At 64.5% G+C, this 21661-nt stretch carries 21 protein-coding genes and 1 riboswitch; of the genes, 9 read left to right on the top strand and 12 right to left on the bottom strand.

Going from position 1 to position 21661, the window contains the following annotated elements; translation table 11 throughout:
- Window positions 1-2: 2 nt before the first annotated feature.
- Window positions 3-1211: an O-succinylhomoserine sulfhydrylase gene (locus PQ627_RS08040; protein WP_274259855.1), complete on the top strand. Its 1209-nt coding sequence runs from the start codon at window positions 3-5 to the stop codon at window positions 1209-1211.
- A gap of 10 nt (window positions 1212-1221) precedes the next feature.
- Entirely contained in the window at window positions 1222-1824 is a 603-nt protein-coding gene (locus tag PQ627_RS08035) for a hypothetical protein (RefSeq protein ID WP_274259853.1), read from the top strand.
- Here the strand turns inward: PQ627_RS08035 and PQ627_RS08030 are convergent.
- Entirely contained in the window at window positions 1821-3017 is a 1197-nt protein-coding gene (locus PQ627_RS08030; protein ID WP_274259851.1) for a glutamate--cysteine ligase 2, read from the bottom strand. The genes PQ627_RS08035 and PQ627_RS08030 overlap by 4 nt on opposite strands.
- A gap of 219 nt (window positions 3018-3236) precedes the next feature.
- On the opposite strand from PQ627_RS08030, the gene PQ627_RS08025 reads away from it, so the two are divergent.
- Complete coding sequence (locus PQ627_RS08025) at window positions 3237-4067, top strand: endonuclease domain-containing protein (protein WP_274259849.1); 831 nt, start codon at window positions 3237-3239, stop codon at window positions 4065-4067.
- Between the two features lie 101 nt (window positions 4068-4168).
- On the opposite strand, the gene PQ627_RS08020 is transcribed toward PQ627_RS08025, so the two are convergent.
- Window positions 4169-5692, bottom strand: coding sequence for a UDP-N-acetylglucosamine 1-carboxyvinyltransferase (locus PQ627_RS08020; protein ID WP_274259847.1), 1524 nt, complete (start codon window positions 5690-5692; stop codon window positions 4169-4171).
- Window positions 5693-5873: 181 nt separating this feature from the next.
- Between PQ627_RS08020 and PQ627_RS08015 the strand changes: the two genes are divergently transcribed.
- Window positions 5874-6866 (top strand): WXG100 family type VII secretion target, encoded by a 993-nt coding sequence (locus tag PQ627_RS08015; RefSeq protein ID WP_274259845.1) that lies wholly within the window; start codon window positions 5874-5876, stop codon window positions 6864-6866.
- Entirely contained in the window at window positions 6863-7342 is a 480-nt protein-coding gene (locus PQ627_RS08010; protein ID WP_274259843.1) for a hypothetical protein, read from the top strand. The genes PQ627_RS08015 and PQ627_RS08010 overlap by 4 nt, the downstream gene beginning before the upstream one ends.
- A gap of 4 nt (window positions 7343-7346) precedes the next feature.
- On the opposite strand, the gene PQ627_RS08005 is transcribed toward PQ627_RS08010, so the two are convergent.
- A complete protein-coding gene (locus PQ627_RS08005) occupies window positions 7347-8066 on the bottom strand; it encodes a siderophore-interacting protein (RefSeq protein ID WP_274259841.1) in 720 nt (239 codons plus the stop codon).
- Window positions 8067-8167: 101 nt separating this feature from the next.
- Between PQ627_RS08005 and PQ627_RS08000 the strand changes: the two genes are divergently transcribed.
- Both PQ627_RS08000 and PQ627_RS07995 read left to right on the top strand, forming a co-directional pair.
- Window positions 8168-10279, top strand: coding sequence for a penicillin acylase family protein (locus PQ627_RS08000; RefSeq protein WP_274259839.1), 2112 nt, complete (start codon window positions 8168-8170; stop codon window positions 10277-10279).
- Window positions 10280-10312: 33 nt separating this feature from the next.
- Window positions 10313-10906, top strand: a complete 594-nt coding sequence (locus tag PQ627_RS07995; protein WP_274259837.1) for a GNAT family N-acetyltransferase — start codon at window positions 10313-10315, stop codon at window positions 10904-10906.
- Window positions 10907-10910: 4 nt separating this feature from the next.
- On the opposite strand, the gene PQ627_RS07990 is transcribed toward PQ627_RS07995, so the two are convergent.
- The 3 genes from PQ627_RS07990 to PQ627_RS07980 are packed head-to-tail and all read right to left on the bottom strand — an operon-like array spanning window position 10911 to window position 13878.
- Window positions 10911-11705, bottom strand: coding sequence for an energy-coupling factor transporter transmembrane component T family protein (locus PQ627_RS07990; RefSeq protein WP_274259836.1), 795 nt, complete (start codon window positions 11703-11705; stop codon window positions 10911-10913).
- Complete coding sequence (locus PQ627_RS07985; protein WP_274259834.1) at window positions 11702-13258, bottom strand: ABC transporter ATP-binding protein; 1557 nt, start codon at window positions 13256-13258, stop codon at window positions 11702-11704. Before PQ627_RS07985 ends, PQ627_RS07990 begins: the two co-directional genes overlap by 4 nt.
- Window positions 13258-13878 carry an ECF transporter S component gene (locus PQ627_RS07980; RefSeq protein ID WP_274259832.1) on the bottom strand — a complete coding sequence of 207 codons (621 nt, stop codon included), beginning with the start codon at window positions 13876-13878 and terminating at the stop codon, window positions 13258-13260. The genes PQ627_RS07985 and PQ627_RS07980 overlap by 1 nt, the downstream gene beginning before the upstream one ends.
- A gap of 78 nt (window positions 13879-13956) precedes the next feature.
- A riboswitch (TPP riboswitch) is annotated at window positions 13957-14092 on the bottom strand.
- A 173-nt stretch (window positions 14093-14265) separates the two neighbouring features.
- Here PQ627_RS07980 and PQ627_RS07975 point away from each other — a divergent pair.
- Window positions 14266-14955 (top strand): NUDIX hydrolase, encoded by a 690-nt coding sequence (locus PQ627_RS07975; protein WP_274259830.1) that lies wholly within the window; start codon window positions 14266-14268, stop codon window positions 14953-14955.
- A 25-nt stretch (window positions 14956-14980) separates the two neighbouring features.
- Window positions 14981-15241: a DUF4235 domain-containing protein gene (locus PQ627_RS07970; protein ID WP_274259828.1), complete on the top strand. Its 261-nt coding sequence runs from the start codon at window positions 14981-14983 to the stop codon at window positions 15239-15241.
- Window positions 15242-15316: 75 nt separating this feature from the next.
- Here the strand turns inward: PQ627_RS07970 and mnhG are convergent, their stop codons facing one another.
- Genes mnhG through PQ627_RS07940 form a run of 6 tightly spaced genes read right to left on the bottom strand, consistent with a single transcriptional unit; the run spans window position 15317 to window position 21637 of the window.
- Window positions 15317-15706: a monovalent cation/H(+) antiporter subunit G gene (gene mnhG / locus PQ627_RS07965; RefSeq protein WP_274259826.1), complete on the bottom strand. Its 390-nt coding sequence runs from the start codon at window positions 15704-15706 to the stop codon at window positions 15317-15319.
- Entirely contained in the window at window positions 15696-15974 is a 279-nt protein-coding gene (locus tag PQ627_RS07960; protein WP_144660952.1) for a monovalent cation/H+ antiporter complex subunit F, read from the bottom strand. Before PQ627_RS07960 ends, mnhG begins: the two co-directional genes overlap by 11 nt.
- On the bottom strand, window positions 15971-16537 hold the full coding sequence (locus PQ627_RS07955; protein ID WP_144660949.1) for a Na+/H+ antiporter subunit E: 567 nt from the start codon (window positions 16535-16537) through the stop codon (window positions 15971-15973). Before PQ627_RS07955 ends, PQ627_RS07960 begins: the two co-directional genes overlap by 4 nt.
- Window positions 16534-18102 carry a Na+/H+ antiporter subunit D gene (locus PQ627_RS07950; protein WP_144660946.1) on the bottom strand — a complete coding sequence of 523 codons (1569 nt, stop codon included), beginning with the start codon at window positions 18100-18102 and terminating at the stop codon, window positions 16534-16536. The genes PQ627_RS07955 and PQ627_RS07950 overlap by 4 nt, the downstream gene beginning before the upstream one ends.
- The gene (locus PQ627_RS07945) at window positions 18099-18599 is read right to left on the bottom strand and encodes a Na(+)/H(+) antiporter subunit C (protein ID WP_144660942.1); all 501 of its coding nucleotides are present in this window, start codon (window positions 18597-18599) and stop codon (window positions 18099-18101) included. Before PQ627_RS07945 ends, PQ627_RS07950 begins: the two co-directional genes overlap by 4 nt.
- Window positions 18596-21637, bottom strand: a complete 3042-nt coding sequence (locus tag PQ627_RS07940; protein ID WP_274259821.1) for a Na+/H+ antiporter subunit A — start codon at window positions 21635-21637, stop codon at window positions 18596-18598. The genes PQ627_RS07945 and PQ627_RS07940 overlap by 4 nt, the downstream gene beginning before the upstream one ends.
- Window positions 21638-21661 lie beyond the last annotated feature (24 nt).

Raw genomic sequence — 21661 nt, 5'->3', positions numbered from 1 at the left:
AAGTGACTTTCAATCCTGACGCCGCCGGCTGGAGCCCTGACACTCAGGCCGTCCGCGGTGGACTTGACCGTACCAACTTCCAGGAAACGGCCGAGCCCGTTTTCCTCAACTCCGGCTTCGTGTACGAATCCGCTGCCGCTGCGGAACGCGCCTTCACCGGCGAGGACGAACGCTTCGTCTACTCCCGCTACGGCAACCCGAGCGTGGCCACCTTCCAGGAGCGGCTCCGTCTGCTTGAAGGAACCGAGGCGTGCTTTGCGACGGCGTCCGGCATGTCCGCAGTGTTCACCGCCTTGGGTGCCCTGCTGGCTGCCGGCGACCGCGTGGTTGCCGCCCGTTCCCTCTTTGGTTCGTGCTTCGTGATCCTCAATGAGATCCTGCCGCGGTGGGGCGTGGAGACCGTCTTTGTCGACGGACCGGACTTGGAGCAGTGGCGCGAGGCCCTCTCGGAGCCGACCACCGCCGTCTTCTTCGAATCCCCGTCCAACCCGATGCAGGAGATCGTCGACATCGCGGCCGTGAGCGAACTGGCGCATGCCGCCGGGGCGACCGTCGTCGTCGACAATGTCTTTGCCACTCCCCTGCTGCAGCGCTGCGGTGACCTGGGCGCCGACGTCATTGTCTACTCGGGCACCAAGCACATCGATGGCCAGGGACGCGTCATGGGTGGCGCCATCCTGGGCACCAAGGAATACATCGACGGCCCGGTCAAGCAACTCATGCGCCACACCGGCCCCTCGCTGTCCTCCTTCAATGCCTGGGTGCTCACCAAGGGCCTTGAGACCATCGGGCTGCGCGTGAACCACAGCTCGGCGTCGGCCCTGAAGATCGCCGAATGGCTCGAACAGCAGCCGGCCATCAGCTGGGTCAAATACCCGCTTCTGAAGTCGCACCCACAGTACGAGCTCGCCACCAAGCAGATGAAGGCCGGCGGCACCGTGCTGACGTTCGAGCTCTCCCCCTCCGGTGGGCGCAGCGCCAAGGAAGCTGCGTTCGCGCTGCTCGATGGCCTGGGCGTCATCGACATCTCCAACAACCTGGGCGACTCCAAGTCCCTCATCACCCACCCGGCCACCACCACGCACCGGGCCATGGGTCCGGAGGGGCGTGCGGCCATCGGATTGTCCGACGGCGTGGTCCGTTTGTCTGTGGGTCTCGAGGACGTGGACGACCTCATCCTGGATCTGGAGAAGGCCCTCAAACAGGTCTAACCTTGCTGGCATGAGGCATCCATACCGCCGGGCGGGGGCTGTCATCGTTGCGGGTTCGGTCGTTTGGCTTGTGGGGATTTCTCCGGTGCCACGCGTGTACACCACGCTGGATCCGGCCGAGCGTTTGCGGCTGCTCGTCCATGGTGAACGGGGCTGGATCATCGGACATCATTTGGCCGCTGCGGGAACAGCCGCGGTGCCGCTCGGCATCGCGGCCTTTGCCGGCGCGCAACGTCCCGGCGCCTCCAAAACATGGGCTTCCACGGCTGCTACGGCCTTGCTCGCAGGAGCTCCGCTTTTCATCTACAGCCTGAGCCGCCGCGCGTCGGACCTTGAGCGCTTCGCTTCATTCCGGGGATCCAACGTACCGTTCCTCGGTTACTCCTGGCTGCACGTGGCGGGTCTCGCGGCACTGGGAGGCAGCCTCCTGAAGTCCCCCGCCAAACGATGGGTGGGCATCACGGCGGCCGGGGTGGCCGCTGTTTCCGGGGTGGTCCTTGCAACGGCCAAAGACATTCCGCCCTTCGTCTTCTATCTCACTGAAGGGGCCGTGGGCACATATCTGATGACCTGGGCTGAAGACCCTGCGGACGCTGAACAGAAGGACGACTAGGGCCGCCGCACCCTTGTCATCATGGGTGGGGCGTCCTTGGACCCGGCCGGCGCGCTGCCACGAACAGTCACTTTCGCAGCATGCGCTACGACGGCCGCAAGGGTTTCTTCGTCAGGAGGACTTCCGGGCGGAGTGGCCCCGTCGCGGTGCCTCCCGCTGTATCGTGCCGCAGCATCCCGCTGCTCGAGTGCGCCGTTGCCGCGCTCTAGAATCTCCGCAACACCGGACTTGACGAGCGTCAATTCACCTTGGTCATCCAAGACAGGGCTTAGGTAATCGACCAAAGCCCACACCACGTCCGCCGCAGGCTGGGGCCGGAAATCGCCGAAGTCCAGGAGGTCTCCGCGCAGCCCGGAATTACTGGCCCGCCAACCCGCCATCCGCAGCAAGGCGGTCGGAACCGGGGTGGGGTCAACGCCGTCGAGCATTTCCAACGACGCCGTCTCCACCAGCGCTCGCACCAGCACAGCGATCAGTGCCGCGTCCTCGGCCCGGAGGCAGACGTCGGCCACCCGGACCTCCACCGTTGGGTGGTTTCTGGAAATCCTGGCGTCGAAGTAGACCATGCCCTCATCCAGGATGACCCCGGTATCAAGCAAGCGCTGCACCACGCGTCGATAGGCGGTCAGCGATCCGAAAAGGGAGGACGGACCAGACGTCGGCCACCGGTTCCACGCCTGCGTGCGGTAGCTGTCAAAGCCCGTGGGAACTCCGCGCCAGTAGGGGGAATTCGCGGAGAGCGCCGTGAGGACGGCTAGCTTGTCCCGGATATGGTCCAGCACCACTACGCCTTCTTCGGGTGACTCCACGGAGGTGTGCACGTGGAACCCGCACGTCAGCTGCTCGGTAGCGATGATTCCGAAGTGGTCCAGCATGGCGGCGTAGCGCGGGTCCGGAGTGGTGTGGGTGTTCGAGGCCAGCGGAGAGGTCGCGATCGCAGCAACCCTTGCGCCGTGCTGCCGTGCGGCTTGGTCGGCCATCGCACGGCCGCGGCGGATCTGCTGGAGGATGTCGGCGTAACTGTGACACGGGCGTGTTTGGGTTTCGATCTGCTCCAGCTTGAGCTCCGGGCTGAGGCCGGTCGCCGTCGCGGGCTCGTCATGGCCAGCCAGAAGCGCATCCGCGAGGGCAAGGGGCGCGCCCGTCACCGGATCCACAATGAGCAGTTCTTCCTCCACCCCGAAAGTCCGCATGCTCCATTCTGCGTCACGAGTGGCTTTCCAGAACACAGGGTGGAGCGTGTGGTGCGGGCTGCGGCAATAGATTCTGCTGGATCATCGCCACTGGAAGCGGAGCCGACCCGCGGATTAGCGGGGTCACGCAAGCGGGCCAAGGCCGATGATCCAGCAGAATTGTCCACATACGCGAAGTTTCCGGATCGGGAAGGCACCAGCCCGTGGCTGACTGAATGCATGAACGCGTTCGAATTCCTGTCATCAGTAGGTGGCGTGGCCAAAGTGGGTCTTCTCAGGGCCCACGGGCACACCCCGGCGGACCTGAAGAAGCTCGAGGGAGCCTATCAACCACGGCACGGCATATGGGCTTTGCCATCCGCAGATTCGGAGTTTGTCTTCGCCCTCGTGAACAACGGACTTATCACGTGCGCCAGCGCTGCCGTCCGTTATGGCCTCTGGCTCAAGGACAAACCGGGAAGACTTCACTTGGCAACCAGGCACAACCGAGGCCGGGGGTTTATCCGGCACGGCGGTTCAAGGCTGGGCTCGGAGTCCCACATGCCGGTTGCATCCTTGGAAGACACTGTCATTCACGCTCTCACGTGCCTGCCAGAGGTCGACGCTATTGCCGTGGCCCAGTCCGCGATGAAGAACCGTGGAGTTTCGCGGGACGTCCTGGAGGGCGAGTTGCGGGCCAAGTACTTCGGGAATGCGAGGAAACGACTTCGGATGGCCGATGGTCTGTCCGAGTCCGTTCCGGAGATCAGTGCCCGTCTGCTTTTCGAGTCAGAGGGTCTTTCATTCAGACGCCAGGTCCGTATCCCCGGAGTGGGCCGGGTGGACACCTTGATTGATGGCTGGCTGATTGTGGAGGTCAATGGCTATCAGTTCCACAGCTCAAGGGACGCGTGGCGTAAGGACATGGGCAGGCTGAACGCAGCACAGGAACGGGGTTTCACCATCCTGAGCTTTGCTCCTGAGCAGATCTGGCGTTCTCCGGACGATGTCATGGCGCAGATTCATGGGTTTCTTGCACGGGGACGGCCGCACACCCGGCCCTGCCCTTGAGTTTTCTGCTGGATCATTGCGGACAGAAGGAGGAGGCAAGCCCGTCATTCCGGGCTTGCCTCCTCCTTCTCATGCGGATGATCCAACAAATTTGCCGGCCATCAGTCCTGGAAGTACTCGACCTTCGCGCCAATGGTGTTCAGGCGCTCGGCCAAGTCCTCGTAGCCGCGCTCGATCACGTAAATGTTGCGCAGCTCCGAGGTGCCCCGGGCGGCCAGCATGGCCAGGAGCAGGCAGGCGGCGGGGCGCAGGGCGGGCGGGCAACCGACCTCGGCGGCACGCCATTTGGTGGGTCCGTTGACGTAGATCCTGTGCGGGTCCAACAGCTGTACCTGGGCGCCGAGCTTGTTCAGCTCCGTCAGGTAGATCGCACGGTTCTCGTAGACCCAGTCGTGGATCATGGTCTGGCCCTCGGCATTGCCGGCGATGACGGCGAAGAAGGGCAGGTTGTCGATGTTCAGGCCCGGGAACGGCATCGGGTGGATCTTGTCCTGCGGGGCATGGAGTTCTGAAGGCTTGGTGGTCACGTCCACCAACCGGGTGCGGCCGTTGCGGGCCATGTATTCACCGGAGACCTCCAGCTTCTGGCCCATCTGCTCCAGGGTGGCCAGTTCGATCTCCATGAACTCGATGGGAACGCGGCGGATGGTTACCTCGGAGTTGGTCACGATGCCGGCGGTGATCAGGCTCATGGCCTCGATGGGGTCCTCGGACGGGAAGTACTCGATGTCCACGTCGATTGCCGGCCGGCCGGTGATCTTCAGAGTGGTGGTCCCGACGCCCTGGATATCAACACCCAAGCCCTCCAGGTAGAAGCAGAGGTCCTGGACCATGTAGTTCGGGCTGGCGTTGCGGATCACCGTGGTGCCTTCACGGTGGGCAGCGGCCATGATGGCGTTTTCCGTGACCGTGTCGCCGCGTTCGGTCAGGACGAAGGAGCGGTGGTGTCCGTCGGCCGGAGGAGCTGCCACCGAATAGAATCCGGATTTTGCTTCAACGGTCAGGCCGAACTCGCGCAGCGCCTGCATGTGGGGTTCAACTGTTCGGGTGCCGAGGTCGCATCCACCGGCGTACGGCAGCAGGTATTCGCTGGTCTCATCCAGGAGCGGTCCGAGCAGCATGATGACGCTGCGGGTACGGCGGGCGGCGTCGACATCCATCGATTCGAGATCCAGGACCTCAGGCCGGCGAATGCGCAGATCGCTGCCATTGAGCCAAGTGCACTCCACGCCGATGGATGTCAGGACTTCAACAATCCGGTTTACCTCTTCGATCCGTGCCAAACGGCGCAGGGTGGTGGTGCCGCGGTTGATGAGGCTGGCGCACAGCAGGGCCACACCGGCGTTCTTGCTGCTGTTGACATCCACTTCGCCCGAAAGCGTCCGGCCGCCTTCCACCCGCAGGTGGGTCATCTGCGGCTTGCCTACTTTAACGATGGAACGGCCGAAGATCGCCTCGAGGCGTTCGATCATCCGGAGGCTCAGGTTCTGTTTACCTTGCTCCATCCGGGCGATTGCGCTTTGGCTGGTTCCCAGCTCAGTAGCCAACTGCCCCTGCGTCCAGCCCTTTTCTCCACGTGCATTGCGGAGCAGGAGGCCGACGTGTTCTGGCGTAGCTTGAGTCATACCCAAGAAATATCACAAATGAGTTAGAACTGGCTACTGAAACGCGGTTCTCGCGGCAAACGTCACACCCTACCCGTTTTATGCGATAACGAACGAAGGCGGCGCGCAGCAAACGGCGGCTCGCAGCACCGGACGGAGATTTCCACATGGGCACCGCTGCCCATTGTTTCCGTGGGAAGAAATGGCTGACCATGAAGTGGAAACCACAGGGGGAAACATGCCTTTCTACGGCGCCGACGTCGACCAACTCAAAGCACTCTCAAAGTCCCTGGCCAGCGGCGCCCTGGCGCTGTCCGGCCGGGCCCGGGAGCTTGACTCTCTCATCACCCGGAATGGTCATTGGCGCGGCAATGATTCAGAGCGTTTCGCGGCTGAATGGCAGGGCAGCCTTCGACCACTGCTGGAGAGGACCTCGCGGCAGATGGACGAGGCCTCCCGGTCAGTGCTGGCCAATGCAGACGAGCAATCTGCCGCATCCACGGAGGGCGCACCTGGCTCCGCCGGCAAGGGTCCTGGGACTTTACCGACCGTCAAGGCGGGAACCGTAGCTGCCACGGATGACGATCGTCCGTCGCCCCAGGAAATACTGGAGCAGTACCAGGTCAGTGACGCCAAGACCACCAATTGGCCCGGCGACTGGGACCCGCTGCGCTTTGTGGTTGACCAAAGGGTGGTCACCGAAAAGGAAGCAGAACTGCTGAACGGCCTCGGGCCATTCGAGATGAACGCTTTCAAGGGCATCCACGACGACGCGTTCAGTGTTGCCGATGAGCGCTTCCCCAGCGCCGACCAGAACGATGACCAGAATGACGCCTTCCGGCACGCGTACTGGAACGCCCTGATGGTCAAGGAGTTCGGCGCCGACTGGGCTGAGGACTACGCCACGGCACACGAACAGCTGCCCGGAAACCCGGCTCCCCGCGAAGCCATGGATTTGTACAACAATGAAGTAGGCCGCAACGTGGCTATCGCCCACCCGGACGCCAGCGCTGAGGAGCTTGCCGATTTGATTGAGAAAGCCGTGAACAACGGCGATACCGTGGTGGTGGGGCCGGACCTCTTGCCGCACCCGTCCAACGAAGTTCCCATGGACCAAACGGGCGACGCGAACAACGCCGAACCGGCCCCAGGCAAGGAACCGGACTTCAACGACGAGTCGAGGACAACCTCGTGAGCGTCCCGCACCAACAACAAGCCCGACGGCGGATGCAGACTACCGCAGGCCGCGCGACTCTTGCCTGCCTGCTCACCTTGGCCTTGGCCTTCACTCTTGCCGCTTGTTCCCTGGGAGGAACCGTTATGCCCGAATCGAACGAGTCACTCAACAGCAAAGTGCTCGATTCCGCCGCAAATGGCACTGCCTTGAAGCTGGCCGATGCCACGGACTTCGAGTGGGACCAGGCCGGGTTTGTCCTGTCGGGAACGCCGGCGAAGGACATCGAGGACGTCTTCGGCGAACCCCTCACCAAGGAGAACCGGTACACCGCATCACCGGCGCTGTTCGTGTTCCTGAAGGACGGTAAAGTGGCCAAGGCAGTCCGCATAGTCCCGGATGCGTTCTTCGGAGCCGACGCGAAGAAGAAGTATGGCCGGGACGTGGTGCTCACCCCTCCGGAAGGCAAAAAGGGCTTCCTGAACTGGCGCGAGTAAGGACCTATGCCCGCCAGTAGCCCAACGCATCAATCCGGTTCTTGTCCACGCCCAAGCCCTTCCGCAAATGCTTGACGATTGCCCGGGTACTTGACGCTTCGCACGCGATCCAGAAGAAGTCCTCCGCCACGGCCACGGAACCGGACGTCAGCGAACCACACACCTCCTCAACCAGGGCTGCCCCGTCGCGTTTGCGCGGTATCCAGGTGACCACATCGGAAGCCGACGCCCGTACCTCAAGGGAGGGGTCGGCGTCGTGCTGGTATTCAAGCCAGGCGGTGACAGGTGCCTCTCCCCGCGAGTCCAGCAGCGAGTTGATGGCGGGAATGGACGCAGGGTCACCCACTACCCAAATGCGGCGCGGCGCGGGCTGCGGGAAGCTGAACGAGCTGCCTTGGACGGTGGCGTCGATGGTGTCGCCGGCTTGGGCAGTGCGTGCCCAGTCAGCCGCCACCCCGCCGTGCATTGCGAAGTCCATGCTGAACGTGCCGGCGGCCGGATCCGCGTCCACCAGGGTGTAGGCGCGCTGATGGGCCTTGCCGGAGTCGTCGAACCACAGCCGGATCCACATGGTGGGGTGCAGGTCACTGGCTTTCAGGAGTCCGCCGTCGCGGACGTGCACACGGAGGAAATCCGGCGTGATCTCTTCCTGGCCGGTGACCTCCAAGGTGAAATCCTTGGCACCCATGACCTTGAGCACTACGCCTTCCCAATTGCGCTTCAACCAGCACCCCTTCACGAACGGCCACAATTTGTGCGTGCAGCCGATGCCACCTATCTTGAACTTAAGTAAGCCTAACCTAAGCCAGAGAGCAGCCAGAGAACATGACGCCACCTTCCGCCCCGGCAGGTGGTCCCGGGAGCTACCGGGACAACTGGGGCATTCCGCACCTCTGGGCTGACTCGGCGGATGAACTCGCTTTCCTCCAAGGCCGTAACGCGGCGGCGGACCGCTCATGGCAGATCGAGCTGGAACGCTGGCGGTCGGAAGGCCGGACAGCAGAAGTACTCGGCCCTGAAGCAGTAGTCTGGGACCGTTTTGCCCGGCAGGCCCGGCTCAATGACACAGCACGCCGCTGCTTCGACGAGCTCCCGCACCAGATCCAGCGCTGGTGTGCCCAGTACGTGGCCGGCATCAACCAGGCCCTGGACGACGGGCTCCGCGGCGGCCCGGAGTTCGATGAAGCCGGCTGCACCCCGGAACCCTGGCTACCGTGGACCCCACTGGGCGTCTTCCTGGTGCACCATATCCTCTTCTCGACGTTCCCCAACAAGATGTTCCGCGCCCACGTCGCGCGGACCCTCGGTGAAAATGCCGTGGACCTGTTCAGCATCGAAGCCCCGGTCTGGTCCGGAAGCAACGCCTGGGCCGCCCACGGTTCCACGACGGCGAGCGGGCAGCCGTTGATCGCCGGAGACCCCCACCGCCTCATGGAACTGCCCGGCGTGTACCAGCAGGTGCGGCTCGCGTGCCCGGAATTCGACGTAGTGGGCTTCGCGTTCCCCGGCGTCCCGGGCTTGCCGCACTTCGCCCACACCGGCCACGCTGCTTGGGCCGTCACCAACGCCATGGCAGATTACCAGGACCTCTTCGTGGAGGAACTCCGCCGGATCCGGGACGCCGACGGCGAACACGTCGAGGCCCGCGGCCCGGAAGGCTGGGAAACCGCCGTCGTGGGTTCCGAGACCATCAGGGTCCGCGGCGGCGACGCCGTCATTGTCGAGATCATCGAGACTGCCCGAGGCCCGGTGATCTCTGAAACGCCCGACGGCGGCGCACTGAGTTTGCGCTTTCCGGCGCGCGTTGAGGGGCGGTTGGGGTTCGAGGCCCTCCTGCCGCTGCTGCGGAGCCGGAGCGTCGCCGACGTTGAAGCTGCCCTTGATGGCTGGGTGGAGCCCGTCAACAGCGTGGTGACCGCGGATTCCTCCGGTGCGGTGAGGCATTTCGTTGCCGGACTGGTCCCACAGCGCAATCCCGCAAACCGCCGTTTGCCCGCACCGGCGCCTTCAGCGCGTCACGCCTGGGACGGGCACTACGCAGCGTTGCCCCGCACCGAGGTCCAGCGGTTCGCCGTGAGCGCCAACGACCGGGCAGCCGGCGGCGGGGAAGCCACCGCGATGGAGTTCGCGCCTGCCCACCGTGCCAGGCGCATCCGGCACTTGTTGGAGTCCGCGCCCGCGGGGACGTTGACAGTGGACGATATGCAGGCCATCCACACTGACACGCTGCTGGGCCCTTGGCCAGTATTCCGGAAGATTCTCAGCGGGCTGCACCCCGGCGCGCTCTCCCCGAAGGCAAAGGACGCGAGATCCCAGCTGATGGCCTGGGATGGCCGGATGGACGCGGACAGCCACGAAGCGGCGCTCTTCGCAGCCTGGCGTGGTTCTTTGGTCCGTCGCTTCCACGGGCATGCGGCCCTGGCTCCGTTGAACACGCCCAGCGGATACTCACCATTGTTCGGGCCGTGGTTGTCGGTGGCATCGCGCATCGGCTTCGCGCTGGAGACACTGCTGGCCCGGGCCCCCGAACTGGGTATCGACGTGAACACGGAAGCTGTGGCGGCGTTGGAGGACACGGCACTGGAAGTCGTTTCGCTGGACCGGGCATCCTGGGGTGACCGGCACAAGCTGTTGGCAGTTCATGTCCTCCCCGAGGCTCTCGCGGCAAGCGTGCCCACGTCCGGCCTGGGCGGAGATACCGGTTGCGTGCTGAGCACAGAAAGCCTCCCTGGCGTGGAGGACCGAAGTTTCAGGGGTCCTGTGGCCCGCTACGTCTGGGACCTGGGCGATCGGGCCGGCAGCCGCTGGGTCGTTCCTTTTGGAGCCGCAGGCACCCCCGGCCACAGGCACTTCGCAGACCAACTCCCGCTGTGGACTGACGGCCGGCTGGTCCCCGTGGCCACCGACTGGTCCGCCCTGGCCAAAGACACCCACTGACAGCGGCACCGGCCGCATCTACCGAAGGAAACCATGATCACCACCGCACAGGATTTCTCTGCCCGCACCACCGTCTACGCCGAGGAGCTCGACGGCTGGGGCCCGCTCCGGATCGTTCCCCTGATCCCGGCCGAGGACATCGGACTTATCCACGAGTGGGTTTCACAGCCCAGGGCCAGGTTCTGGGGCATGACGGAGAAGCCGCGTGAGGAAGTACTGGGCATCTACGAGTTCCTTGACTCACTGGACACCCACCACGCGTTCCTGGTGATCCTCGACGGCGAACCGCTGGCTTTGTTCCAGACCTATGAGCCGTTGCACGACCCCGTGGGAGAGGCCTATCCGGCCCGGGCCGAGGACATCGGAATGCACCTCCTGCTCGCCCCGGCAACGCGGCCCATCCCGCACTTCACGCCCCGCCTGGCAACCTCGCTCATCAAGTACATGTTCTCCGTACCGGGCAAGGACAGGATCGTCGTGGAACCGGATGCCCGCAACGCCAAAGCCCTTCGCCGGCTGGAAGCCACCTGCTTCGAATTGGGTCCGATCATCCAGCTGGAAGAAAAGGAAGCCCAGCTGGGCTTCCTGACCCGCGCCGGCTTCGAGGAAATCCAGCGCCAGCGCTAGGCAGCTAGCGCCAGACGAAGCTCCACGTCCCGGCACCCACAGCGGTCAGCACAGCGGCCGCGGCAACCAGCACCCCGCCGAGCACCACCCACACGTCCAGGAGTGAGTAGGTGGATTCGCGCGCCCATGTCCGTTGCCCGCCCCCGAAGCCGCGCGCTTCCATGGTCACGGCCAATCTCGAAGCCCGGCGGACAGCCTGGACCAGCAGACCGAAACTCTGCCCCAGCGTCGCCTTGAGCCTCTGCAGCGGGCTGCCCTGCGAGCCGACGCCGCGGGCACGGCGGGCCATTCCAATGGTCTGCCATTCCTCTGCCATGAGGCCCACCAGCCTCATGGCAGCAAGGGACCCGAGGACAAAACGGTGCGGCAGTTTCGCTTTTTGGGCCAAGGCGTCGGCAAGGTCAGTCGGATCAGTGCACGACATCAGCAGGATCGCCGGGAGGGCGATCGCCAAACCGCGCAACATGAAACCCAGCCCCAGCTGAAGGGAACCTTCGCTGATGGACCAGAGTCCGACGTCGAGCAGTACAGCGCCGCTGTCGGCGGCCACAATGGCGGTGCTCCAGCCGCCGATCACTGACGCGATAATCAGCGGCCACGCGCGAAGCCACAACAGCCGCAGCGTGAGGCCGGCCAACGGGAAAAGCGCCAGTTCCGCAATCAGCGCAGTGGATGCCGAAACCCAGTCGATGGACAGGGCCAGCACCAGCGAGATGAAGAAGACGGCCACGAACTTCGCCAGTGGATTCGCCCGGGTCAGGAGTGCGTGGTTTCCGCTCAGGTTCAGGGCGTCCCTCACGCGGCACCCGCTTCCTGATGCGCTGCTTCGCCCTGTGTTGCCGGCCCCAGCCGCAGCTCCGTCCCGCCCAGGACCGCGCTGAACTCCTGATCGTGGGTCACCGACACAACGGCCGTCCCGGCATCGAGCAGCTCCGAAAGGAACGACGCCAGCTCTGCCCACGTGTTGGCGTCCTGGCCGAACGTGGGCTCATCCAGGACCAGCACCTTGGGGTGGGCCGCCAGCACTGTGGCTACTGAGAGCCTCCGCTTCTCCCCGCCGGACAAGGTGTAGGGATTCGCGTCCACCAAATGGCCCAGCCTCAACCGCTCCACGAGTTCGTCAACGCGCTCTTCCCCGTGGCCGAGGTGCCTGGGGCCGAACATGAGCTCGTCCAGGACTTTGCCGGTGACGAATTGGTGCTCCGGCTCCTGGAAGACCGTGCCAATCCGGGAGATCAGCTGATCGGCTTTCCATTTGTACGGGTCAATGCCCGCTCCTTGTGAAAGCTCGACGCCGGCACTCACCGCGCCGTCCACCGGCGCCAGAAGACCAGCCAAGGTGAGTGCGAAGGTGGACTTGCCGGCCCCGTTCGGCCCGGTAATGGTCAGTGCCTGGCCGGCTCTGACCTGGGCCGTGATGTCTTTCTGCGCGGGGACGGGCGGGATGGTCCTGAAGCCCTTCCGCTTGGGCTTTTCCCGGGAAACCGCCAAGTCCTGGGCCACGAGGAGCAGCTCGCTGGGACCGTCCGCCTGGAGCCTTGCCCGGGTCGCGGGAACGTAACCGGGTACCCATACGCCCGCTGCCATCAGCATGGATCGTGCCTCGGAGAGAACCTGGTCCGGCGGCCCGTCCAGGAGTGTTCCCCCACCGGCAGAACCGGGCTGCAGGACCACGATCCGGTCCACCATGTCCTTCCACACGGACACCCTGTGCTCCACGACCACCAGCGTGGCACCGGTCTTGTCCAGGCAGCGGCGCACCGCGTCCCGGACCTCCAGTACGCCTGCGGGGTCAAGGTTGGCCGTGGGCTCGTCGAGCAGGATCAGCCCGGGCCGCATCGCCAGAATGCCCGCCAACGCGAGCCGCTGCTTCTGGCCACCGGAGAGTGCCGCCGTCGGGTGGTCCAACGCCAAACCGCCGCCGGCAGCGGTACGCAAGCCGACGTCGTCGAGCGCTTCATGCACGCGGGACCAGATCTCGTCCCGGGGCACAGCCAAGTTCTCCGCACCGAAGGCGACGTCGTCGCCCACGCGCGAGAGGATCACCTGGGTTTCGGGGTCCTGCTGCATCAGTCCCGCCCGGCCACGGGACTCGCGGGGCGCGACGCCGTCGATCAGCAGCGAGCCGGTCTCGTCCGAGTCGTCTTCCTCATCACCCAGCACCCCGGTCAGGGCGTGCAGGAGCGTGGACTTGCCGGCCCCGGACGGGCCCAAGAGGAGGACCCGCTCCCCCGGTTCGATCCGCAGGTCCAGGCCCTGGATGGCAGGCGTGGAGCGCCCGGCATGCCGCCACCCCCACCCCTCGGCGGAAATGGCGGCAGGCTTGACCGTACCGCTCTGTGTGGCGGGCATCAGCTGAAGACTGGCTCCGAAGCGGCCTTGCGCGAGGCGAAGGAGCTGAGAACGCCCGTCTTCGCCAGACCGCGGGTGGCCACCCAGGAAAGGGCCCCTGCGATGATGGCGCCGGAAAGGGTGCAGAACGCGATGTAGGTGAGCTTGTCGACGGCCTCATAGGCGATGTTCCAGCCCCACGGGAGGAAGGAGTCGTTGAGGCCGCAGAAGAGTCCGGCACCTGCACCCGCGAGAAGCGACGTGGGCAGATTGAACTTCTTGTAGCGGAACGCCGCGAAGATGAGCTCGGCGCCGAGGCCCTGCAGGATGCCGGAGATCAGCACCGTGGTGCCGTACTGCGAGCCCATGATGAGTTCGCCGGTGGCGGCCACAGCCTCGCAGAACAGGGCTGCGCCGGGCTTGCGGATAATGAGCATGCCCAGGACTGCGGGGATCATCCAGCCACCGGCGATGAGGCCGGTCAATGGCGGGTAGGCCGCGTTCATGGGGATGGATACGATCGCGGCGCCCTGGGACCAGGCCCAGAAGATGACGCCGCCGGCGATGGCGATGAGGGCTGCCACTACGATGTCTACAACTCGCCAGCCGTAACTGGTCTTCTTCACGTTTACCGTGGTCATTTTTCTGCCTCCTGAGGTTACAGGAGGGGAAAGTGCTCCCCGGTTTCCGGCCGGCGTGCGCGCCGTCCGGACCCGGACACTCTGAGAAGCTCGACTCCCTTGCGCCGGTACTAACCGGATCAGGTTCGAGGGTCTGCGGCTGTCCGCACTCTCAGCGCCCTCGCGTCTCCTGCGTGGTGCAGGATTCGACGGCGGCGCTCCCCTGTCGTTATCAAATCTGCCCTGATGGGCTGGTTCAGTTTACACCTTGGCGTGCCTGTGAGGCCGGGCCAGGCGGGGTAGGCGGGGTCATATTCCGTCCTTGCCGTTGCGAGGCCCGCTCTGCGCCCCATTCCTCGCTCGTTGCACGCAGAGCAGGCCCCGCAACGCACCTGCGAGAATGACTTCATGACGGATCTTCCCGGTTCCAGCCTTCCCGACACCACGCCAGTGTCCGAGCCACGCCTCGCCGCCAGCGTCATCCTGCTCCGCGATACCCCATCCGGGCTCGAGGCGTTCGTCCAGCACCGGGTCAGCACCATGGACTTCGCTGCGGGAATGGTGGTGTTCCCGGGCGGCCGGGTGGATGCCGCGGATCAGGCCGGATGGGATTACCCGGCGGAACTTCTCCACAGCCACGCTGCCGCCTGGGGGCAGAGTTCGATTTCCTCGGATCCAGCCCAGGCACAGAAGGCCGCTGGGACCGTCCTTGCTGCAGCCATCCGCGAAGTCCAGGAAGAAGCGGGGCTGGCCATAGAGGCCGCAGCCCTGCGTCCGTGGGCCAATTGGATCACTCCCGTGGACATGCCCAAGCGTTTCGACACCTACTTCTACCTCGCCAAGCCCGCCCCGGAAGCACAGCCACGCCACCAGACCACGGAGGCCTGGCAATCACTGTGGATGCCTGTCAGCGGAATCTTGGCTTCCGAAGCGGAAGGCAGACTTAAGTTGATGCCGCCCACGTATTACCTGCTCAAGGAACTCGCGGCTTTCGACTCCGTGGACGCCGTTTGGTCGGCCGAGCACCCAGTGATCCCGGTGCTGGCGCCGGTCGGTTCCTTGACTGCGTTTCTCAAGGAAAGGGAGAGCCGCAGGTAGCCTGCCATACAGCTAGGCTGGGGGCATGAACCTCTTCTTCAAGCTGTTGGGCACCGGGATCAGCCTCGGCGCAGGCTTTGTCGGTACCAAACTCGTCAACAAAGGCTGGGAAAAGGCCACGGGCAACAAGCCGCCCACAGGCCATGACGACATGGAAACGAGCCTTCGTTCGGCCCTGACCTTTGCGTTGGTTTCCGCCTTCGTGAGCACGCTGATCCAAGTCCTCACCAGCCGGGGCACGCAGCGGGCCATTGCCCGTTTCGCGAAGTCGCAGGACATCGTCTAAGCAGGAGAAGCAACGCGGGGTCACTTATGGCCCATAAATCCCCTGGGGATGGGCCATAAGTGACCCCGCGTTGCTTTAGGGCTCCAGGGGCTCTTGGCCGGCGGCAGCCCTTTGGACTACGGCTTCGAGTTCATCTTTGGTGAGCTTCTCGCGGTGTCCGTGCTTGGTCCGGTACGCCGAACGTCCCACCATATGTGCGGAGACCGGCGCCGTGAGGAGCTGGAAGATCCACGCCACCAGCAGGACCGGCCACACCCACCAGGTGCGCATCTGCAAGCCGATTGCCGAGAGCATCAGGAACAGTCCGAGCACCTGCGGCTTGGTGGCGGCGTGCATGCGGCTCATAAGCTCCGGAAACCGCAGCAGGCCGATCGCAGCACCGAGCGACATCATCGCACCGACAATCAGGAACACGACGGTAACGGCGTCGATGACGACGTCCACGCCGGAGGCATCAGGATTCATTGCTGTGTTCCCTCCTCTCGGCCACAAAGCGGGCAACCGTTACCGAGCCGATGAACCCGATGATCGCAAGTGCTACCAGGAGCATCAGGTTGTTCAGGTGCCGGTTCACTGCCATGTCCACGGCGAGGGCTGCACCCACGATGGCCAGCAGGACATCGGAGGCGAGGACGCGGTCCAGCAGGGACGGACCGATCGCGATGCGGATGATTGCACCTGCAGCTGCGAGGCTGAGGATCACCGCCGTAGCCACCAAGACAAATTCCTTCACAGCGCTGCCCCTTCCAGGCCGGCCCGGGGTTCCGCTTTCAGCGCCTCGACCTCTTCCCGGGTGCCCATGATGCGGATCAGCCCGGCCTCGATGTTCTGGGTTTCGTGGCGTATTTTCGCGATGTCCGCTTCCCCGTCAATGTTGAGTGCGTGCAGGTACAGGGTGGACGTCGAACGGTCCACCTCCACCACCAGGGACCCGGGGATCAACGAAATGACGTGGCCGGTCGCAGTCACCATGAGGTCCGAATGGCTCCGCAAGGGAACAGCGACGACGGCGCTGCGCACCTTGGGCCCTTTGACCACCGCCAGGTACAGAACCACGAAGCTCGCTGCCACCACTTTCGCGAGGAAGACCACGGCGAACGGAATGGCGCGCAGGACGTTGAACCTGCCGCTGAGCTCCACGGGCGGGAGGTAAAAGAACTTGGCAACCAGCACGGCGATCAGCGCGCCGAAGAGCAGGTTTCCGGGGCTGAAGTCCCGCCACAGCGCACCCCACACGATGACCAACCAGATGAGCAGAGGCAGTTCCGTGCGGAACGAGGTCGGTTTGCGGCTCATTTGGCACCACTGTTCTGAGGCAGGGGCGGCACCTCAACGGCGTCGCCCAGCACGGAATGGATGTAGGCCGAGCGGTCCAACATGATTTCAGCCGAACCGTCCGCGATCTGGAAGAGAGGGCCGGCGAAGACCGTCAATGCCACACCGAACACCACCAACGCTGCCGTGGAACCCACCATGGTGCGCGGCAGCACTCCGACGTTACCGGGGGTCAGCAGCACGGGGTCCGGGTACTCGGCATCTTCGGGTTTGCGCCAGAAAGCCCTGTTCCAAACCCTTGCGATGGCCAGCAGGGTCAGGAGGCTGGTGACCACGCCGCCCACAACCAGCACGATCGCCAACGGCGTGCCGAGTTCCACGCCCGCCTGCAGGAGGCCAAGCTTTCCAAGGAACCCGGAGAACGGTGGAATACCTGCCAGGTTCATGGCCGGTACGAAGAACAGCAACGCCAGCAAAGGCGAGAGCTTGGCCAGGCCACCCAGCCGGTCAATGGATGAACTGCCGCCACGACGTTCGATCAGGCCCGTCACCAGGAACAGGCTGGTCTGCACGGTGATGTGGTGGGCCACGTAGAACACAGCCGCGCCCAGGCCGGACACCGAGCTGATGGCCAGCCCGAACACCATGTACCCGATATGGCTGACCAGGGTGAAGGACAGCAGACGTTTGATGTCGCTCTGGGCCAAGGCACCCAGAATGCCCACCACCATGGTCAGCAGCGCCACCACCATCAAGGGGACGTTGAGGGTGTCTCCAGGGAACAGGAGGGTTTCAGTCCGGACCATCGCATAGACGCCCACCTTGGTCAGCAAGCCTGCGAACACCGCTGTAACGGGGGCCGGGGCCGTGGGATAGGAGTCGGGAAGCCAGAACGACAACGGGAAGACAGCCGCCTTGATACCGAACGCCACCAGGAGCATCACGTGCAGCAGGTTCTGCGTGCCCGGGTCCAGTTCAGCCAGCTTGACCGCCAGGTCCGCCATCGTAATGGTCCCTGTGGCCCCGTAAATCATGGCAATGGCAATAAGGAACAGGACGGACGACACTACGGAGACCACCACGTACGTGACACCGGCACGGATGCGCGGACCGGTGCCGCCCAGGGTCATGAGCACATAGCTTGCCGTCAGCAGGATCTCGAAGCCGACGTAAAGGTTGAAGAGGTCACCTGTGAGGAAGGCATTGGAGACGCCCGCCACCAGGATGAGGTACGTGGGGTGGAAGATCGAAACGGGTGCTTCCTGGTCGCCGTCGGCCATGCCCTGGCCCGTCGCGTAGATCAAAACCGCCAGGCTGACCACGGACGAAACCACCAGCATGAGCGAAGAGAACTGGTCTACGACCAGCACCACGCCCCAAGGCGGCAGCCAGCCACCCAAAGTGACGGAGGTGGTGCCGCCGCTCCAAACGGAGAACAGCAGGAGGCATTCCAGGAGCAAGGTGCTGCTGAGGATGCCGATGCTGACTACCCGCTGGGCGGTCTGGTGCCGGATCAGCAGGAACGCCAGCGCGGCGCCAAGGATGGGGAGGAGGACGGCCAGCGGTGACAGGTTTGCGAGGTTCACGCGCTGCCCCCTTCCTGCCTTGTCGAAGAACTGGGTGTTTCCGTGGCTTCCGGGTGGAACCGGTCTGACGGACTGGACGGGGTGACCGCGAACTCCGAGGTCTCCAACGGCACGATGGCGTCGTCTTCGGCGTCGAAGCTGGGGGTTTTTGCCACGCGGACGTCTTCGAGGTCGTCCTGGATTTCGTCCTGGCGGGCAAGGACCCAGGTGCGGTAAATGATGCCGAGCATGAATGCTGTCACGGCGAAGGAGATGACGATCGACGTGAGGATCAGCGCTTGCGGGAGGGGGTCGTTGTAGGAATCCGGGCTTGTTTCCTTGCTGAAGAAGGGAGCCAGCCCGGCGTACCCTCCGGTGCTCAAAATGAGGATGTTGGTGGCGTTGGCCAGCAACATCAGCCCGAGCAGCACACGCGTGAGGCTGCGCTCAAGGATGAGGTAGATGCCGCAGGCGTAGAGAACGCCCATGACGATCAGCAGGGTCAGGTTGATGCTCATGCGGTACCTTTCCCGGAGGCGGAAGATTCGGCGGCGGTCTGGGCCCACGCGGCTTGCTCGGCTTGCTCAGCCTGTTCGGCCTGTTCTGCGGCGTCTTCCGCTGTCAGGGGCGCGCCTTGGCCTTCAAAATGCTCGTCGATTTCCGCACCGAGGCTCCGGAGGACATCCAGCGCCAGTCCCACCACCACGATGTACACGCCGATATCGAAAATCGTGGACGTGACGAACTTGACGTCACCGAAGACGGGCAGCCAGAACTCGATGATGGCGCTCTGGAACACCTGTCCGCCAAGGAACAACGGGACGACCCCGGAGGCTGCCGCCGTCGCGAGTCCCGTTCCCAAGAGTGTTCCGGCACTGACTGTCGCTGCCTCGCTCAACTCAAACCGCCCGCCCGCCAGGTAGCGGATGGTCAGGGCAAGCCCCGCGGTGAGACCACCGGCGAACCCTCCGCCGGGCAGGTTGTGACCCGCCAGGAGGAGGTAGATGGAGAAGACGATCAGCGAATGGAAGATGAGCCTGGTGACGACTTCGAAGATGATCGAACGCCGTTCGGGTGCCAACGTCCGGCCCGCTACCAGCCACGCGTCACGGGTGACCGCCGAGAACTTCCGGGCGACGGCCAGCGTGGCGCTCGCCCGGGAATCACGCTCGACGCCGGTGCGGCGCCCCACGCTGCCTTCCGGCACGGCTTCGGACGTTTTGATGCGGTCGCCACGGCTTCGGACGAAGATCAGGCTCGCCACGCCTGTGGCGGCGATCGCCAACACGGAAATCTCGCCGAAAGTGTCCCAGGCGCGAATATCCACGAGGGTCACGTTGACTACGTTCAAGCCGCCGCCGCCTTCATAAGCCAGGCGCGGGAAGTCGAGGGACACCGGGGTGGCCACACGGGCGCCCATCGCGTAGATCGCCACGAAGATCATGGTGATGCCAAACGCTGCCCCGATGATGACGCGGATGACCCTGAGCCGTCCGCCGGTCCTGTCCCGCAGCTCAGCAGGGAGGCTGCGCATGGCAAGGACGAAGGCCACCAGCACAATGGTTTCCACCAGCATCTGTGTCAGGGCCAGGTCCGGCGCGCCCTGCAGCGCGAACATGAGGGCGATGCCGTAACCGGTGACCGACACCATCAGCACGGCGAGGAATCGCTTGTTGGCCCGGACTGCGGCCAGGGCTCCTACCACGATTCCCACGCCCAGCACCATCTGCAGCGGCGAGTTGGGGTCGACGAAGTAGATCCCCTCAGGCAACGGTTTGTTGGCCATCACGATGGCAGCCAGGGGAACGGCGAAAGCGACAGTAAGGATCACTGCCAGGTAGAAGTACAGCGAACCCCGCTGGGTGCGGCCGGTGATCCAGACCGCAACATCATCCAGCGCGCCAATGGTGTTCTGGTACGCACGGTCGCCGTCGACCCAATCGGGGACCAGGCCCTGGAGGCGGGCAACGAGGTTGCGGCCGTAGAACATCGCCGCGCCCAGCACGAACGTTATCGCTGTCAGGCCCAGCGCGGGCGTCAAGCCGTGCCACAACGCCAGGTGTCCGGCGTCGACGGCGTCCGGTCCGGTGGCGAACAACGCAGCGTAAGGCTGGATCCAGGTGTCCACCGGCGCAGGCCAGACCCCGTACACGATGCTGAGCAGGCTGAGGATCGCCGGGGCAGCAAGGAACGAGGGCTTGATGGGTTTGAACGGAGTGGGCTCCACGCCCGGTTTGATTGCGAACGCTCCCCATATGAAACGGGCACTGTAGGCGAACGTGAGGATGGAGCCGATGACCAGGCCCACCAGGATCCAGATCCCCAAAGCGCCCTCGTCGCCTGTTCCGTACTGGACGAAGGCCTCAAAGACCGATTCCTTGGCGACGAACCCGGCCAACGGCGGCACACCGGCCATCGACGCGGCGGCAATCGCCGCAACCACGCCCAGCGCGCGCGACGATCGGAAGACGCCCGAGAGCTTACGGGTATCGCGCGTGCCGGACTGGTGGTCGATGATGCCCACCACCAGGAACAGCGTGGCTTTGAACAAGCCGTGCGCCAGCAGCAAGCCCAGACCGGCCAAGGCGGCGTCGGGCCGGCCGAGCCCCACCACCATGGTGAGGAAGCCGAGCTGGCTCACGGTGCCGTAAGCGAGGATGAGTTTGATGTCCGTCTGCCGCAGCGCACGGTAGCCACCGATGATCATGGTGGCCAGGCCAAGGCCGAGGACCAACGGCAGCCAGAACTCCGAGGACGCGAAGCCTGGCGCCAGGCGGGCCACGATGTAGATGCCCGCCTTCACCATGGCAGCCGCGTGCAAGTAGGCGCTGACCGGCGTCGGGGCCGCCATCGCCCCCGGCAGCCAGAAGTGGAAGGGGACGAGCGCCGATTTGGTGATGGCACCCACAAGGACCAGGACGACGGCGGCGTCCACCGCGCCCTGCATAGGTCCAGTCAGGAGCGACCCGGCTTGGTCGAGGATGGCGGAGACGCGGTAAGTTCCGGCGGCCTGGCCCAGGATGATCAAGCCCACGAGCATCGCCAGACCACCCGCAGTGGTGACCATCAATGCCTGCAGGGCAGACCGTCGCGCCGCCAGACGGGTGCGGGCATAGCCGATCAGGAGGTACGACAGGATGGTGGTGAGCTCCCAGAAGATGAAGAGCATCAGGAGGTCATCGGAGGTAACCAATCCGAACATGGCACCGGCGAAAGCCAGCAGCTGGGCGCCGAAGCCACCCAGACCGGAATCCTTGTTTTTGAAGTACCGGGCGCAGTAGACCAGCACCAGCGAACCCACTCCCAGGATGAGCAGCGACATGACCCAAGCCAAGGGGTCCATGCGGAACGCGAGTTCCAGGTGCAAACTGGGAATCCAAGGCAGGACTTCTTCTATGCCCTCCCCGGAATATGCGGAGTTGTACTGAAGGACCAGCCAAATGAAGGCGGCCGCGGGGACGGCGGCGAGAAGGTAGAACGCATTCCTGCGCAGCGCGCGGAAGATCAAGGGCGCCACAGTTGCCGCTGCAAAGGTGATGGCGAGAACTGTGATCACTGTTTTCTCCGCAAAGTCAGAAAA

The organism is Paenarthrobacter sp. AB444 (assembly GCF_028736865.1).
GTDB classification, from domain to species: Bacteria; Actinomycetota; Actinomycetes; order Actinomycetales; family Micrococcaceae; genus Arthrobacter; species Arthrobacter nicotinovorans_B.
The sequence above is the reverse complement of the archived record's forward strand: the minus strand, read 5'-3'. Positions and strand labels throughout refer to the sequence as shown.

What these genes read in the sequence shown, in the direction of transcription:
- PQ627_RS08035 (WP_274259853.1), top strand. Translation starts at nt 1,222, where the DNA reads ATGAGGCATCCATACCGCCGGGCGGGGGCTGTCATCGTTGCGGGTTCG.
- PQ627_RS08030 (WP_274259851.1), bottom strand. Translation starts at nt 3,017, where the DNA reads ATGCGGACTTTCGGGGTGGAGGAAGAACTGCTCATTGTGGATCCGGTG.
- PQ627_RS08025 (WP_274259849.1), top strand. Translation starts at nt 3,237, where the DNA reads ATGAACGCGTTCGAATTCCTGTCATCAGTAGGTGGCGTGGCCAAAGTG.
- PQ627_RS08020 (WP_274259847.1), bottom strand. Translation starts at nt 5,692, where the DNA reads ATGACTCAAGCTACGCCAGAACACGTCGGCCTCCTGCTCCGCAATGCA.
- PQ627_RS08015 (WP_274259845.1), top strand. Translation starts at nt 5,874, where the DNA reads ATGGCTGACCATGAAGTGGAAACCACAGGGGGAAACATGCCTTTCTAC.
- PQ627_RS08000 (WP_274259839.1), top strand. Translation starts at nt 8,168, where the DNA reads ATGACGCCACCTTCCGCCCCGGCAGGTGGTCCCGGGAGCTACCGGGAC.
- PQ627_RS07995 (WP_274259837.1), top strand. Translation starts at nt 10,313, where the DNA reads ATGATCACCACCGCACAGGATTTCTCTGCCCGCACCACCGTCTACGCC.
- PQ627_RS07985 (WP_274259834.1), bottom strand. Translation starts at nt 13,258, where the DNA reads ATGCCCGCCACACAGAGCGGTACGGTCAAGCCTGCCGCCATTTCCGCC.
- PQ627_RS07980 (WP_274259832.1), bottom strand. Translation starts at nt 13,878, where the DNA reads ATGACCACGGTAAACGTGAAGAAGACCAGTTACGGCTGGCGAGTTGTA.
- PQ627_RS07975 (WP_274259830.1), top strand. Translation starts at nt 14,266, where the DNA reads ATGACGGATCTTCCCGGTTCCAGCCTTCCCGACACCACGCCAGTGTCC.
- PQ627_RS07970 (WP_274259828.1), top strand. Translation starts at nt 14,981, where the DNA reads ATGAACCTCTTCTTCAAGCTGTTGGGCACCGGGATCAGCCTCGGCGCA.
- mnhG (WP_274259826.1), bottom strand. Translation starts at nt 15,706, where the DNA reads ATGAATCCTGATGCCTCCGGCGTGGACGTCGTCATCGACGCCGTTACC.
- PQ627_RS07955 (WP_144660949.1), bottom strand. Translation starts at nt 16,537, where the DNA reads ATGAGCCGCAAACCGACCTCGTTCCGCACGGAACTGCCTCTGCTCATC.
- PQ627_RS07945 (WP_144660942.1), bottom strand. Translation starts at nt 18,599, where the DNA reads ATGAGCATCAACCTGACCCTGCTGATCGTCATGGGCGTTCTCTACGCC.